The 16,014-nt window shown below is 51.0% G+C and carries 7 protein-coding genes and 1 pseudogene; 1 reads left to right on the top strand and 7 read right to left on the bottom strand.

Going from position 1 to position 16,014, the window contains the following annotated elements; genetic code table 11:
* Positions 1–156: 156 nt before the first annotated feature.
* The 6 genes from ACGF5R_RS09270 to ACGF5R_RS09295 all read right to left on the bottom strand — a co-directional run bounded on the left by ACGF5R_RS09270 (position 157) and on the right by ACGF5R_RS09295 (position 15,094).
* Positions 157–471 (bottom strand): LCI family antimicrobial peptide, encoded by a 315-nt coding sequence (locus ACGF5R_RS09270; RefSeq protein ID WP_387690560.1) that lies wholly within the window; start codon positions 469–471, stop codon positions 157–159.
* 710 nt (positions 472–1,181) lie between these two features.
* The gene (locus ACGF5R_RS09275) at positions 1,182–1,487 is read right to left on the bottom strand and encodes an LCI family antimicrobial peptide (RefSeq protein ID WP_387690562.1); all 306 of its coding nucleotides are present in this window, start codon (positions 1,485–1,487) and stop codon (positions 1,182–1,184) included.
* A 692-nt stretch (positions 1,488–2,179) separates the two neighbouring features.
* Positions 2,180–9,331, bottom strand: coding sequence for a TcdA/TcdB pore-forming domain-containing protein (locus tag ACGF5R_RS09280; RefSeq protein WP_387690564.1), 7,152 nt, complete (start codon positions 9,329–9,331; stop codon positions 2,180–2,182).
* Between the two features lie 95 nt (positions 9,332–9,426).
* Positions 9,427–11,586: a type I secretion system permease/ATPase gene (locus ACGF5R_RS09285; RefSeq protein WP_387690566.1), complete on the bottom strand. Its 2,160-nt coding sequence runs from the start codon at positions 11,584–11,586 to the stop codon at positions 9,427–9,429.
* Positions 11,586–12,974 (bottom strand): HlyD family type I secretion periplasmic adaptor subunit, encoded by a 1,389-nt coding sequence (locus ACGF5R_RS09290; protein WP_387690568.1) that lies wholly within the window; start codon positions 12,972–12,974, stop codon positions 11,586–11,588. The genes ACGF5R_RS09285 and ACGF5R_RS09290 overlap by 1 nt, the downstream gene beginning before the upstream one ends.
* On the bottom strand, positions 12,953–15,094 hold the full coding sequence (locus ACGF5R_RS09295; RefSeq protein ID WP_112879115.1) for a peptidase domain-containing ABC transporter: 2,142 nt from the start codon (positions 15,092–15,094) through the stop codon (positions 12,953–12,955). Before ACGF5R_RS09295 ends, ACGF5R_RS09290 begins: the two co-directional genes overlap by 22 nt.
* A 343-nt stretch (positions 15,095–15,437) precedes the next feature.
* Between ACGF5R_RS09295 and ACGF5R_RS09300 the strand changes: the two genes are divergently transcribed.
* Entirely contained in the window at positions 15,438–15,713 is a 276-nt protein-coding gene (locus ACGF5R_RS09300) for a hypothetical protein (RefSeq protein WP_112879116.1), read from the top strand.
* Between the two features lie 195 nt (positions 15,714–15,908).
* Here the strand turns inward: ACGF5R_RS09300 and ACGF5R_RS09305 are convergent.
* A pseudogene (locus ACGF5R_RS09305) lies at positions 15,909–16,014 on the bottom strand (IS1595 family transposase); the annotation flags it as partial.

The raw sequence follows: 16,014 nt of genomic DNA on the forward strand, positions 1-16,014 counted from the left end.
GTTGTTATTTTTTATTTTATTTAAATCTGATGTGGTTTCGCATAGTAATTGCACGTAATGTGCTGCAATAAATATCTTGAATGCAGTAAATATTATTCATGATAAAAGCAAAAACCTCGTTATTTTTAACGAGGTTTGTCAGCGATCTAAAAGCTTTTAATGAGACTTTTTGGTTTTTCTACCTTCATATTTAGCGACATATTTGGTGACTTTTTTACTTTTTTCTTTACAAGATAATGTATTAGAGCCTTTAAAATACCATCTAATCCCATTACTGTCATATGTATTAGGAAAAACTTTACTATTTTTAACAATATATTGAGTATATAACTTGCCATTATTGGAAGTGTATACAGGCGAAGAATAACAACTGCTCCAACTACTAGGTACGCTTGCCGATACAGACCCAATTACTCCAGTTAATGAAATACCTGTTGCTAATGCCCCAACTAATAATAATTTCTTGAACATGAAAATGCCTCCCTTTAATAACTGGTATCTTAAGTGTATCGCTTTTATATAATTTGTCAAAATTTTGAATTTGTAAAAATATTTATTTTAATATTGGTAATATTGAAATTCTATTTTATTAAATGAAAAGTATTTTTTGGTTAATATGAATTCACATGTAATAATGCGTGCTGAATCATCACATAGATTATAAATAAGGTTTCATAATTCCGCTACACGTGGTTTCCTTCAACCCATTGTTATACATAGGGTTGTTAGTAGATAAGGTGTAGCACCATTTTGGAAAGTTATTTATTACAAATTTAAAAGTTTATTATATTTTTCATTTTAGGTTGGAAATCTAACTTCTTCTTTAAAAGAAAACCTCCCTGCAATATTAAGGGCTTCCTATCGATTAGACGGTTTTCAAAAGGCGTAACTGAATAACCTGAATTCATATAAATATGAGTTCAGGTTGTGCATTTTTATTTTTAAACCTTTAGTGATTATATTGACGGAATGTATATTAGAAAAACCCCCTTCACAGTAAACCTCTTATTGTGAAAGGGATTTTAGCAAACTAGCATCTCTGCTTTTTCTCTACCTTATCTTAAGTTTTATACAAAAATTAAGATAATTTAAGTCGGAAGAGGTCTTCTGGGATATCTTTTTTTATGAAGAAAGATGATATACAAAAAATCCTATGAATGAGGGTTTTCGGTGAAATTTTATCAATTTGCATCTCTGCCTTCATATTTACCAACATATTTTTTACAAGATGATAAATAATCAATACCTTTAAAATACCATTTAACACTTTTACCATTCACTGTATCATAATATACATTAGCAAAAGAGCTACTATCTTGAACAAGATAATAAGTATATAGCCAGCCATCTCTATAGGAGATGTATACATCTGAAGAATTACACTTGGTCCAATTATCAGGCGGTACATCTGCCGATGCAGTCCCAATTCCTCCAGTTAATGCAATACCTGATACTAATGCTCCAACTACCAATAATTTCTTGAACATAAAAATACCCTCTTTAATAGTTTTATAATTTACATGATTTTATAACTTGCACATTAAGTGTATCGCCTTTATAAAATTTGTCAAAATTTTGAAGCTAAAAAATATTTATTTTAATCTTGGTAATATTGTGGATTTATTTTATAAAATAGGAAAGTATTTTCTGAGGAATATAAATTTATATGTAATAATGCATTCTAAACTATCACATTGATTATATTGCAATTTTAAAATATTCTTATGTTTTTAATTTTAGATTTGAAACCTGATTTCTTATTTTCAAAAAAATCCATACGTAATATTAATGACCATTTGTCAATTAGGTAGTTTCTAAAAGGCACAATTAAATAATCTAAATTTCATATTTGTATAAATTCAGGTTTTGAATTTTGTTTCGAAACCTTTAGTGACTATATTGACGGAATATATATTAGAAAAAATTTTCACAGTAAACAAATTAATGTGAAGGGCATTATTATCAAAATAACATTTCTACTTTTTATCTACTTTATCTCAAATTACGCGAGATCTCCGTAAAAATAACCCCGAGCGTACTGTTATGCCCGTTTCCGTAGCTTACGGAATGCCCAAATACTGTGTTTGTTGGCCGCAACAGCATAAATATCAAGAAGGAGATTTGTCAGTGGTCTGAACAGAAAGGGCATTTCGCCCCTTCTGTTATTTCTCGTGCTACCTTAAAGCAGCGATGGCACCAGCACTGTCTGCATGGCTTGACGGTTTTGCGGCAGGTGCTCGCGGGCACCGCCGGTATCAGGGAACGAAGCCATAGCTCCACTCAGCTTCGCCAAGCTCGGTCCCTCTATGTCTGGGACAGTGGCAACGGCATGGGCTGTGATGACGGGTTGTTGGCTGGCCCAAGACAGTTCCATCAGACCTTCCTTGGTGTAACTCCGTTGGGTAAAGCCCTCGATCAGGTGGTCCACGTTGATCACCGACGAGGAGCCTTCCAGCTCGATTTGTAGATGCCGATGGGCCATAGCCTGACTGCCAAATACCTGACGCACCACCAGAGCTGTTTCGTTACTAGAATCGGTTAACATCAAGTCGTCATCCCGGCGGCTCACCAGAATGCTCTTCGGATCAGCCAACGGCAGGATCAGGCGGTCTGGAGCCAGTCCCGAGTCATTGTTGTTGATGACCACTATACGGTAATGGGACCACATCACCTTGCTGAGGCGGTAGGTATCGCTATCGGCTCCGCCATGCAGCACCAGACTGTCGACACCGGCAATGATTGGTGGCGTCAGATCATCTTTACTGCCGCCAACTCCTCCGCCTTGAAGCAGAAGGGACGAACCGACACGTTCCACGCCCGTAAACTTGTTGAGCATTTGCGCACCGCCGTCCTTGATCTGATACAGTGTTTGGGCCGTCGGGCTGTACACATATGCCGCCTTTTCGCCTGCGGCGATCCCCACAAAGCGCAGATTGTTCGAGACAGGGATTCCATTCCCCGAAAACATCTGACTGCTGCCGATATCGAACCAGCCTGGCGCCTGATTGTCCTGTAAAGTCAGAACCCCTTTGGCTTGCCACTGGTTGGCGAGTTTGGTGAGCGCCTGTGGTAGTTGGGCCAAGTTGTTTTGTTGCCAGCCTTTGTCAACGCCAACTAGCTGCAACTCGCCGTTGTTGGTTCGCAGCAAGATCTCGCCCTTGACCGTGATCAGGCGCATGCCGGTATCGACCTGTTGCGCCGCCTTGAGATGTAATTCTGGCGTCAACTCACTGGCAGCGGGAAGTTGCGTCGAGGCGCTAAGCATCTGGCCGGTGCTACCAAAAGCCGTGGCTAATGTATTCGCGGTCATGGCTGGTTGACGATATAGTTTGCCGCTTTCGGGCTCGAAGAGACGCGCGGAGGTACCATCTGGTTCGAATCCCAGAAATTGCAACGATTTGCCTGACAGTGCCGCCGAAGCCACCACCACCTGACCGTTGTGGTACCACACCGGCAGTAGGTTTTTATCGTCGGAACCCTTGATCCCGAACACCGCTAGAGTGGCTTTGCCGTCGGTGACGTTGTCCAGATCCTGCCACCAGTGAGTACGCCCCTTGAGCCAATGCTCGTTGATCGCTTCGTAATTAAGCTGACCCAGTGCATCAAGCCGGGCCACACGACCGTCTTCGGTGATGGCGAGCAGGTTACCGTTCAGGTTGACCAGATTAGCCAACGCTGGCGTGTTGATGCGCAATGCACTGGGATGGTTGGCATCGAGAACAGTCTGGCCGGGACCTTCCTGACGGAACAGAGCTTTCTGTTCCTTGCTGTAAAAGAAGAATACTTCTGTGCCCGCAGGGTGGGGAATGCTGCCTGCCAACACCAGATCGGCCGGGATCGGCCAGGCGCTGCGGGCCTGTTCGTGTGCTTCAAAGTGCAAGGTCTGATCCGCCGGGGGCGCCAGATTCGGCTTGATCAGCGTCCCGTCGCTGGTGCGTATCCAGTAGCGGTGTGCCACGCCAGCCGCATCCATGCCGAACACCGTGACCAGCACCGCACTGGTCGGCTGGATCAGCCGTGCGCCCAACGTATACGTCGGAGTCTCACGTTGAATGCTATTGTGCTCGTAGCTCTGGAGTATAGTCTTGAGCTCATCACTATGCTGGCCGGTACGTGCCGAAAGCTGGAGTAGCGCATCATCACCCACCGCGCTGACCAACTCCATTCGGTCACCAAAGATCCGATAACTCAGTTCAGCTTCCCTTCCCTTTAGCTGATAACGGCGCGCCAGATAGACCGCATCCCCCTCTTGCCATAGCCGACTGATCTGGCCCGCATTCTGGTTGAACCAAGGCTCAAATTGTGCGTCGATCTGTCCAGTGGCGATGTCTACCCGCCACGCCGCCGCATTGTTGGCGTCGTAGAAATAAGCATGGTTGTCCATCACTGCTCCCAGTTGGGCATGCCCGGCCTGTTCGTGGGTGGTGTCGGTGAACAGCATCCGCTCGTTGGTTATGTCGTAGAACGCCCGACCAACATCACGCCCGTTGTGGTTGTAGTTCTCCACCACCACATACTGCCCGTGTAACTTATGCGCCTTGGCTAGATCACTCAGGTGCTGCTCAATGCTATGGCCCGGCACCTGCCACTTGCTTGCATCTTCGCTTATTACCTGAGTTGTCAGGTCGGAGAAGTCGACTTTTCGCACCTCGCCCTTGCGGTTGACCACCAGCACCTGCCCTTTCTGGTCTGAATCGAGTTCGACTACCACTCCACCAACTATCAGTCGGTTCTTCAACACACTGATACTGTCACTGGCGAGTTGGCTGCTGTCGATAATCCAGCGCGATGGGGCGCTGCCACCATCGTTCATGAGCTTCACGCTGGTGCCTTCGTTCAGCCCAATCAGGTATTCACCACCTGCGCCCTTGATCTCGTAGTGCAGGTAGCCATGCAGTTCCTTGGGCAGCTCGGTCACTATCAGTTGCCGGTTGCGCTGGTCGAGCACCACTTCGATTGCTGTCGCCACATACTCCTGATGAATCCTACGGATCGTAACCTCCCCCGGAAAGATGTAGAAGTCGTAGTCGAACCGCTTATCCTCTTCAAGCCTGCGAATCACATCAAAACCGGCATCATGACGCGTAGTTGCGCCGGGGAGCTGCATGTATTCGTAACTGATGAAGGACTTTGGGGTACCCGGCAGGATCAGCACGTTGCTGTCGCTGTGGTCGAGCCTGTGGGAAACGTCCTTGTAACCGATCCCACTACGAACCTCGATCGCTTGGTTGCGGTCATGGACCATCTTTGGAAAGTCGCCTATCCAGAAGAAATAATTGATTCTTCCCGAACCGGTAGAGCCGGAATGGGTACGGTAAATGTACTGGCTGTCGAAGTCGATCTGATTCTGGCGCAAATCCAGGGTTTTGATCACAGCCCCAGCCAGGGGCACCAGCACTTTCTTTTCGTTGTCATACCGATATCCATTGCCTTTATAGGCATTGTCGAGCGTGTTGAAGTAACGGCCTACCGCCTTGGCATCCTCGGCAACCGCACCAAAGGCTTGCGCCAGTGCCGTAAAGCCCACTGCGAGCCCGCCAAGGATCACTCCTCCAGAACCGAGCACAGCGCTCGCTGTTGAGGCACCGATCAAACCAGCTCCCACTCCGGCTGTACCAGTGACGAAGCTAGCCGAGTCGAACGCAAGCTGGGTACCGAACACCGCCTTCTGCACATCGTTCTCAGCGTGGGCCAGCTCATAAGCATCCAGGCCGACCATAGCGCCGCCAAACAGCACGCCTGCGCCTTCATTGACGGTGTGCCCCAGGATGGAGGTAAAGTCCTTGAGTGAAGTTTCGGCGGCCACCACTTCGCTGCGCAACGCCGTACGCACCAGTTCGGTGACCTTAGTCACGTCCTGTACGCCACCGTGAGCCATCTGGACAAGATTGAGATAGCTGTGGACCTTGAGCGCGGTGGACAGATCAGGCGAAGCGATACCACGTGCCGCATCGTTGCGGTTCTTGTCGGCAAACCATTGGATCAATGTCTGTATCGCAAACCCGGCGTTTAGCCCATCAACTAGAGCTGCTTCGCCGATACCGCCTTTGGGCTGTATCTGGCTGTGTTCGAGGGTGAAATGTTGGCCTAGGGTGAGCACATGTTCATCGACAAAGCGGCGGAATTCGATAAAGGTGGCATCGCTGCTGCTCACCCAACGGGTCTCCTCGGGCTGGTCGCGATTGATGAACTGGACCCGATAGCGGCCTTCACCTTGATCCTCGGTATTGCCAATCACCGGCATCCAGCGCTGGTCAAGATTGTTTTCTTGGGCGAGCCTTGTATTGGCCTCGACGAACCTTGCTCCCCACTGTTCGGCATCGAGGGTCACCAACGCGGTATGCAATTGGGTATCCTCGGTAATCCGTGTCTGGGCGTTGAGTGTCTGCTCAACCTGCCGCCGTTGCTCTATGACCGTAGCCAGCTCACCGGGGCGGGTTAAGTCGGCCACATCCAGGCCGTTACCTACCGGCACCTTGGCCATTTTGCTGGCATCGATCTCCACCAGATTGAAGACAGGGGCCGACTGGCTGCTAAGCGAACCGTAGTGAACGGCCAGTTTGTGCTCTACCAAGTGTTGCTTCATGGCTTGGGAGAAGTTGGCGGCGTTGTCGAAGGCAAAAATCCCGACATTCGGGTCATAGAAATAGTAACGACGCCCTTTGGCTCCGACCGTACTCCCCACCATCATTGAATGATTCGGGGTATTGAGCGCAAATGTCGAGGTCCCGGTTGCTTTTCTCAGTAAGGAAACCATCTCGGACAATCTGACCTGCCCCCGCGCTGTTGACGCTTGCGTGGCCTCAATATTGGAGTGTAGCCTGAGTAGACTGTTTTTCAGTAGCGTGGAACTGCCCGCTTGGGGATCGGCGGCGGCCAGAAAAAGTTTTTCCACCAGACTGTTGATACCCGCTTCGCCGCTGCTAGCCAGCGCTACAGCCATCGCCCTGACCAAGAGGTAGCAACGGCCGCCGGACTTATCGCCAGTCAGCGACAGATAGAAGTCTTGCGGCATCAGACGGTCGAAGCTGCTACCGGCGCGATGAAAGTCCTCGCTGTACACAGCAGTCCACTTCAATACCTTATTGATGTATTCAGCCTGGCTAGTTTCGGTAATGCGAGCGCTCAAGGCACCCAGTTGCTCGGGGGTAAGCTGACCTTCGAGAAACAGGCGCTTCATCTCCAGGGCTGACATTCTGTCGTACACCTCCGGGATACTGATATCGCGGAAGTTGCGCAGACCATCAGCAAACGCGGCATCTTGCACATTATGCTGGTAAGCCTCGGCGATCGCATAACGCTCGCCCACGTTGTTGATGTTCTCCTGCCCACCGTTCTGGATGGACATATCGTCAATCCGTACCACAGCGGCCACGCCGTTCTTGGACTTGATCTGCTGCCATAACCAGCTTTGTTCGACGAAGCTCGCTTCACGCAGGATCGTATCGTATTGCGCTTTGTAGAACTCCAGAGTGATATCTATCTGCTTTATCTGTTGGTCAATCAGGGCGTGCTGAGAGGTATTGTGTTGCTCCTCATAGAGTTTGCTTCGTTTGTCTACTAGCTGCTTGATATCCGCGTTGATCCTGTTGTCAACCTCGGCATGTAACTGAGTCCACTCGGCAATTGCTGGATGATCAGGAGAAAATTCACCCTCTGTGTATACACCATCGGTGATCCCTTCGACTGACACCCCGAACTGGGCAGCGACTTTCTTTAGTCGTTGGTGAACTTGCTCACGGTAAGTGGCGAATTGAGCTTGGTTGCGTTTAACCACTTGGCTGTCCGCGATCTGGATCGAGAGCGGTTCTTCACCGCCGCGCCGCTTTGTCCAGCTCATCTGGCCGTCTTGCTGATACTCCTGGCGCTGGAACACCAATTGCCATTCACCATTGACATACTGCATGTACGCCACAGCGAGGCTTTTGGTGGTGGCAGCTACCCGGTAATCTTTGTAGTCCACTGCCATCACCACGTTATCGTATAGCAGCGAACTGTTGACTCGGCCGTCGTGGTAGACCCGGTAGGTGTTGGCATCGAGGCTGGTCACCACCCCCGAACTGCCCGATAGCGTTCCGGTAAATAGAAAGCTCTCCGCGATCTCATGCTTAGGAATGTCTACGTAGGCTGGTGATGCATTGGCCTGGTCGGCGCTGTCGTAGTTGAGAAAATACGCTGGTATGCTGTTAACGCTTGTTGCTACATCATCATTAGCGCTTCGATCGGTGTATTCGAGCTCGTACAAGCCTGATCGGATTTTCACTAGCTGGGCGTTCCCTTCAGCCGGGAGACTCCCCGACCTGATTAATGTCTCGGCACTGATGGTGTTGGATTTGGCGAACAACACAGGATCGGCGGTGAACTGATGGATGTCGGCGCTGCTCTGACGAGGCTCGGAACCGCCACTCATGGGCACCAGCTTCCCCTTGAGCTCGCTATCCCGTAGTGTTTGTGAGAGCAACGCTGGAATGTGTACATCGTACCCGCGCGTCTGCAAGGTATACGTCAGGGCTTTCTCGATTGGAATATCGGTAAGTAAGGACTGTGTACCCGCTGCGGCAATCAGTTGTGCTCGGGACTGACCGTGACTGCTCGATCCACCCTCGGCTGTTTCAGAGTAGGAAATGCCTTTGCCCACGCGATACATACCAGTCGGGGTGTGTTCGACAAAGGCTGTTGCCGGTAACAGTTCGCTAAGCTTTGCGCTGATGGTTTGAGCATGCTCGACCCCGGCTCTGGAAAGGTAGATCACGGCTTGGTCGGTACGGCTGCCCAGATTTTTCGGCCCCATGATCTTGGCCTGTTCCAGCCAGCCGCGATTGTCATCATTGAACAACTGGGGCAACGCCCGGGCAAGCAAGTTGAAATGCGCCTTGCTAACGTTGATGGTCAGTCGCGCACCAAGCTTGCCGCGGGCACCATAACGTTGCGCAAAATCCTTGGGCAGCATCCGGAAAGCTTCGGCATTGCCTAGGGTGTCATCCGTTTGCGAAGATAGCGCTGTTTTCTCATTGCCTTGTACTAAGATGTCGACTGTCGTGATGCGTGTTGTCAGTGTTTTGATATAACTGACAAATGCCTGTTGCTCGTTTTTGTCGAGGCTACTGATGCCGACCGGTCTGTCATTACTGTAGTGCCAATAAGCGTTTTTCTCCAGCGTCTGTTCCAGCATTCTCTGCTGCTGGATCAGCTTAAGGGTCCATTTGTGACCATTTTCACGGAACCCCTTCTTGATCTCTTGGACCAGCATTTGGATTTTCGGTTTGCTCCTCATCTCTCTAAAGGTCGCTTGCGCAGACGCGAGCAGCGATTGATAGCTGTTATTGGGCATAATGGTTCTCCTTAGGAAAATCCTACTTTGATATTTACGGATTACAACGCTTTAAGAATGGCTGGTTATGGCGGACACGGTTGGCCGCCTGTGATCTAAGAATCCTTCATCTGCAAGGTCCACAGTCGGGCATAAAGCCCGTTCAAGGCGAGCAGTTGCTCATGGCTGCCCTGTTCGATCACTTGACCTTGGTCGATCACCAGAATTCGATGGGCATGGCGCAGGGTATTAAGGCGATGGGCGACGCTTATCACTGTGCGGCCTTGTGCAATGCGTTGTAGGTTGGTCATTACTGCCGCTTCCGACTCGTAGTCCAGGGCGCTAGTGGCTTCATCCAGTAGCAATATTCCCGGATTGGTCAGTAGTGCTCGGGCTAGGGCGATGCGTTGGCGTTGCCCCCCGGAGAGTTGGCCGCCACGCTCGCCGACTTGGGTCTCATAGCCTCGGTCCAGCGCCTTGATAAAACCATCGGCACCGGCCAAAGTCGCTGCTTCATACATTTCCGCATCGCTGGCCTGGGGCCGACATAAACGAATGTTCTCGGCGATGCTGCCAGCAAACAGCACGCTTTCTTGCAGCACGACGCTCATGTTGCGGCGCAGTGCCACCGGATCCGCGATTGCCAAATCTATCCCATCCACCAACACCTGGCCGTGCTGAGGTACATAGAGGCGCTGCAACAGCCGAGCCAAGGTGGATTTGCCCGAGCCGGACGGCCCTGTGATACCGATGAATTCGCCGGGATGAATCTCGATATTGAGGTTGCGTAACACCTCCCGACCATCCTCGTTGTAACGAAAACGCACGCCTCTGAAACTCACCCCTCCCTGTAGCTTGGGTACGGAGGCCAGGCCGCCATTGCCACTTTCCCCCTCCTCATCAAGAATGTCGCCAATCCTGCGCATCGAGATCAGGGTATGCTGGAAATCCTGACAGACTTGGGCCAGACGCAGAATCGGCTGGGTCACGTGTTCCGAGAGCATGTTGAAAGCGACCAGCTCCCCTGGGCTGAGTTTGCCCTCCATGACTAGAGTAACGCCCCACAGCAATAGTAGGGCGGAGGTTAGCTTCTGGATGAGGTCGATTCCCTGACCAGCCAAGATCCCCACCACTTTGGCGTGGAATGAGGCGCGGACGAAGGCAGATAGCTGCCGCTCCCAGCGGTGTAGGAAGCCGGATTCAGTGGCGTTGGTTTTGATGGTTTCAATGCCGGTGATTGACTCGGTAAGGAAGGCGGTGTTGTCGGCCCCTAGCTCGTACTCTCGCAATACCCGGGTACGCAGTACAGGCCCGACACTTAGCCAGAACAGGAAGTAGAGCACGAGAGAACCGAGCACCAGCCAAGTTAGCTCGGTGGCGTAGGAGAACATCACGGCGATAAACAGGCCGACGAAGGCCAAATCCAGCACCATAGTTAGCGCTGAACCGGTGAGAAATTGGCGGATCTGGTTCATCTCGCGCACCCGGGCGATGATCTCACCGGTCTGACGCTGTTGGAAATAGCTCATAGGCAAGGCCATTAGGTGCTGATAGAGGCGGCCGGAGAGCTCGGAGTTGACCTTGCTGGCCAGGTTGGTGAATAGCCAGGAACGAAGGAAACCATAGACGGGCTCGAACAAAGCCAGAGCCAACATGGCGATTCCTAGCACCTGCAGGCTCGATAGGCTGCGGCTGACCAGCACCCGATCGATCACGTTCTCGAACAGTATGGGGGTCACCAGGGCGATCACCTGTAGCATCAGAGACACTAGGATTACGTTCCTAAACTGGCTGACATGTTTGCGGATGGAAGGCACGAACCAGCCGAAGCCAAACCGCTGCCGTTTCGGCGGTTCGGTCGCCTCCGCCAGCAGCACGGCGCTGCCTTGCCAATGGCTAGCGAAGAGGGTTCGGGGATAGCGACATATCTTACCCGCGCTTGGCTGATACAAGGTAATGAATTCGCCTTCGACTCTCTCTAGCACCTGCCAGCCCTGTTCCGTATCCAGCAGGATAGGAAGGGGCAGGGTATCAAGACGGCTCATATCTGTGGAGATGTAGCGTGCCCTCAAGCCGATCCACTGGGCGCAGCGGCATAAGTCCTGGCTATCTGAGACCCCTTGGGGGCGTCCGAGACGGTGGCTTAGTTGTTCCGGTTCCACCGCCAAGTTGAAATGGCGGGCGGCATGGGTCAGGGCCAGGAGGCCGCCATCCGCTACCGCCTTGGACGCGTCGGCGATGATCGGTTCCGACAGAATAGATTCGATGGTTGACATTATCGTTCCCTCAATGCTTCGGACTGGTACTGTTGTAGTGGGCTGAGTAGGTAGTCGATCACCCGCCGATCACCGGTGCGGATTTCCGCGGTGACACTCATGCCTGCCTGTAGCGGTACCTCATGCTGGTCCACTGCGATAGAGGAGCGTTCCATCTGGATCTGTGCGGGGAATACCAGGCCTAGCTGCTCATCCTTGACAGCATCCTTGGAGACGTGGGCGACCTTACCCCGTATAGTTCCATAGCGGGTATAGGGAAAGGAGTCGACCTTAATTTCCACCGGCTGACCGGCGTGCACGAACCCCACATCTTTGTTCAACACCATCACTTCGGCTTCCAGAGAGGTATCATCGGGCACGATCACCATTAGTTGCTGGGCCGATTGCACTACACCTCCCAAGGTGTGGATCGCTAGCTGTTGTACTACGCCGTCGACAGGTGCCCGCAGGCTTTGCAGCCGCCGCCTCTCGCCGGCCTTTATCAACTGTTGTGTCATGACCGCGATAGCGGTCTGAGTTTCGTTTATCTGGTCGTAATATTCCCGGCGGGTCTTGGCCAGGTAGCGGTCCCGGCTCTCTTTCAGTACCTGATATTGCTCCTTGAGGACGGTCAGCTCGGCATGCTGTTGAGAAAGGGTGCGTTCGATTTCCAGCTTCTCCTTCTCTTGCTCCAGTAGCTCGACTTTGGGCAATAGCTTGCTGGCGGCCAAGGTACGACGGGCTTCAAGGCGCACTTTGATATTGGTCATCAGCTTTTCCAGCGCGGTGATATCGGCGCTACGTGCACTTTGGCTCGCTTGGTTAACGCTCATCTCGCTGTCCAGGCTTTCTAGATTGGCGACAACCTCTTTCCAGATACTGACCAGGTGCTCTCTGGCTAGCTTGACCTGTGCCTGTGGCATACTTTCCTGTACGGCGAAATGCTCAATGGGGGTATCGGTTAGCAGGGCCTGTAGTCTAGCCATCTCCAGCCGCTTGAAGTTAAGTTTCTCCTGTAGCTCCTTTAGCTCGGCCTCGACTCCTATGGGGTTGAGTTTGATCAGCACATCCCCAGTCTTCACTTTTTGTCCGTCACGCACGTGAATCGCCACAATCTCGCCGGCTTCAAGGGATTGGATCACCTTAGAGTGGCTGGACACCAGCAGCCTGCCTGTTGCGTTGGCATGGATGTCTAGGTGACCGATGATGGACCAGAGTAGAACCACCAACAGAAACAGGGTCAGCGCCATTGCCGTGCACCTTGCCCAAGGCGCGGGAGGTCGTTCAACGATCTCCAGGTAGCCGGGCTGAAACTCGTACTCGTCGCGGGTGCGCTTCGTCGCTTTGGGAGCGTTACGCTCCCGCTGCCAAGCCCGGAGGACGGTTTTTAGGTGTTTCTTGAATGACATGGCTCCGTCTCCTTTCGTAATTCCTGTTGCATCTGCCACAGCTTGGCGTAGCGGCCGCCCTTGACCAGTAGTTGGTGATGGTTGCCTGATTCGGTGATAAGACCCTGCTCCAAAGTGATAATGCGATCGCAGTGACGCACCGTGGACAGGCGGTGGGCAATGATGATGACGGTGCGCCCTAGCGCGATCTCGGCCATGTTGGCCTGGATCAGCGCTTGGGATTCGTCATCGAGGGCACTGGTCGCCTCGTCGAAGATTAAAATCTTGGGGTTAGCCATCAGTGCGCGGGCGATGGCAATGCGCTGGCGCTGTCCTCCCGATAGGGAACTGCCAGCCTCGGCCAGTACCGTGTCATAGCCCAGCGGTAATTGCAGGATAAAGTCATGCGCGCCTGCCAGCTTGGCGACGGCCATCACTTTCTCCAGCGAGGCGGAGGGGTCCTTAAATGCTATGTTGTGGCGCACGCTACGGTTGAACAGGTAGTTCTCCTGTAGTACCACCCCAATCTGGCTACGCAGGTAGCCGGGGTCCAGTTGGTGTAGGGGGGTGCCGTCGATCAAGATCTCCCCCTCGTCCGGAACGTAGAGCTTCTGTAATAAGCGGGCCAGCGTACTCTTACCCGAACCGGAGGGACCGACTATGCCCAGGTTCTCGCCGGACCTGATATGCAGGGTAACCCCCTGCAACACTGGGGCTTGATGGGGCTGGTAGCGGAACACCAGGTTGCGTATTTGCAGATCGCCGGAGAGTGGTTGCTGAGGATGGATGTTTCCCTGCTCCTGCTCGACGGGCAGGTTGAGTATGTCACCGAGCTTGTCGACGGCGACCCGGGTTTGGACAAACTGTTGCCACAGGTCGATTAGTTTGGCGATGGGTTGGTTGACGTGGGACACCATCATGTTGAAAGCGATCAGTTGGCCTATGGTGAGCTCCAGAGAGATCACCATGTTGGCACCCAGCCAGATGATCCCGACGCCGGTCGTCTTCTGTAGTAGCATAACCCCGTGGCTGATGAAGCTGTTGAGGGTCTGAGTGCGGAAACCGGCTTCGACCATGCTCGCGGTTTGGGATTCCCAGCGCCGTTGCATCCTGGGTTCTACCGCCAGGCTCTTGATGGTTTCAGCGCCGCTGACGGATTCGTTCAGGAATGAGGTATTGAGGGCAGCCGTTTGGAACTGTTGTTCGATGCGCTGTTGCAGTGGTTTGGCGCTTAGCCAAGCTAGCAGAAAATAGAGGGGCAATACCGCCAGTACCATACAGGTTAGGGACGGCGACAGCCAGACCATTACCCCGAAAAAGACAAAGGCGGAGGCTAGGTCCACGCACAGGGTTAGCATGGAGCCGGTCAGGAAGTCACGAATGCTATCAAGCTCCTGCACCCGGGTGATGATAGCGCCTACCTGACGGTGTTTGAAGTAAAGCAGGGGCAGGCCGAGTAGGTGCCGGAACAGCTTGATCCCTAGGGTGATATCGATGCGGTTGGCGGTGTGGGCAAAGAGGTATTCGCGTAGCCCCCGGAGCACCACCTCGAACAGCCCAACCACTGCCAGCACTATCACCAATACGTCTAGGGTCGACAACGCCTTGTGCACCAACACTTTGTCCATCACCACTTGGAAAAACAGAGGGGTGATTAGGGCAAGTAGCTGAAGCATCAGGGAAAAAAGCAGTACCTCGCCGAGGAGGTGGCGATGGTGGATAAACGCGGGTATAAACCAAGAGACATCGAATCTGAGGGAAGCTTCCCCTAACCGGATCACCTCCCCGCTCCATCTGGCTTCTAGCTCGTTGATGGAGAGTATTTCGGGTGAAACGGCATAAGGAGATTGGATTAGGGCCTGATCAGTGGAAAGGCGCGCTAATACAATAAATCCCCCCTGTTTGTCGCGAAAGGCTAGGGGTAGCAGCTTGGGAGTCAGTTTGGGGAATTTTAAACGGCATAATGCCAGATCAACATCATGTGCCTTGCCGTACTCTTTTATCGCAGGTTTCAGTTTGTTATGGGGGAGCAGAGGCTGTGGTTCCTGAGCCTCACTTTTAGCTAATTGCAACAATAATCGGCAACAGTTAAGAGCAGATGACAATGTATCTGCATCGGCGGATATATTTTCCCTATTCATTGTGATTTTCCCTTACGTGATTCCGTTCTCACGTTGTTAACATAGAAAAGCCTTTCCGCAAGATGATGTATTGCAGAGTCAATTAATAATAATCTGTATTAAGAGCATAGGCTTTAATTTGAATATATGTCATTTCGATAAGTGGGCGCAAGCTAAAGCTAATAAAAATTGCGGTCAATTAATCAATATTATCCTAAAAATGTTAATTGGACGTTGCTAATTTGTTGTTATTAATCGGGGCATGGCATTCAGTTTATGAATATATTGAATTGATGTCAGATATATCCGTTTTTATTTTTTTTGAGAGCAAGAAGTTAGGAGAAAAATATGGGATATAATTGTCATGAATGATATTTTTCAAATTTTTAACAAATTCATTGAGATCGTGAATGGCCCTTTACCACCAACTCAGAATGTAAAGAGCATTCTCCAGACATTTACCTCCAGTGACTTTGTATCAGAATCTTCTCCCGCTATTTCTTTTGTGCCGGATGAAAAGCCAGCGTTTTTACATATCGATCCATCGCTAGGTTGGGCACAGGTAATATCTGATACTTTGTTTAAGTTAATCGCTATTCCGTTAGTTTATTGGAGGATAATGAGAATAAAACGGCTTTAGCTCAGGTTTTGAATAGGGCGCTGGCAATCAGTTGTGAAGGGGAGGTGGTATAGTACTAATATATTAATGATTTAACGTTGATATGACAATCCGGTATATATACCCGTCATCTTTCAAGTTGCCTCTTTGTTGGCTGCACTCACTCACCCCGGTCACATATGAAATTTAATCTAATCTGGTTTTATTTTTTCCTGATTACCATCGAATCTCAGCTAGCTTGAGTAAATACTCAGGCATAGGTGCTGCTCGAATACATGAATAAATAAGCTGTTCGAATGTTCTTTTAAGGTTAAAGCGCCAA

This window comes from Photorhabdus sp. RM71S (assembly GCF_042879355.1).
Lineage (GTDB): Bacteria > Pseudomonadota > Gammaproteobacteria > Enterobacterales > Enterobacteriaceae > Photorhabdus > Photorhabdus kayaii.

Bases quoted from the DNA above. Each gene is read 5' to 3' on its own strand.
- ACGF5R_RS09270 (WP_387690560.1), bottom strand. From the start codon at position 471: ATGTTCAAGAAATTATTATTAGTTGGGGCATTAGCAACAGGTATTTCA.
- ACGF5R_RS09275 (WP_387690562.1), bottom strand. From the start codon at position 1,487: ATGTTCAAGAAATTATTGGTAGTTGGAGCATTAGTATCAGGTATTGCA.
- ACGF5R_RS09280 (WP_387690564.1), bottom strand. From the start codon at position 9,331: ATGCCCAATAACAGCTATCAATCGCTGCTCGCGTCTGCGCAAGCGACC.
- ACGF5R_RS09285 (WP_387690566.1), bottom strand. From the start codon at position 11,586: ATGTCAACCATCGAATCTATTCTGTCGGAACCGATCATCGCCGACGCG.
- ACGF5R_RS09290 (WP_387690568.1), bottom strand. From the start codon at position 12,974: ATGTCATTCAAGAAACACCTAAAAACCGTCCTCCGGGCTTGGCAGCGG.
- ACGF5R_RS09295 (WP_112879115.1), bottom strand. From the start codon at position 15,094: ATGAATAGGGAAAATATATCCGCCGATGCAGATACATTGTCATCTGCT.
- ACGF5R_RS09300 (WP_112879116.1), top strand. From the start codon at position 15,438: ATGAATGATATTTTTCAAATTTTTAACAAATTCATTGAGATCGTGAAT.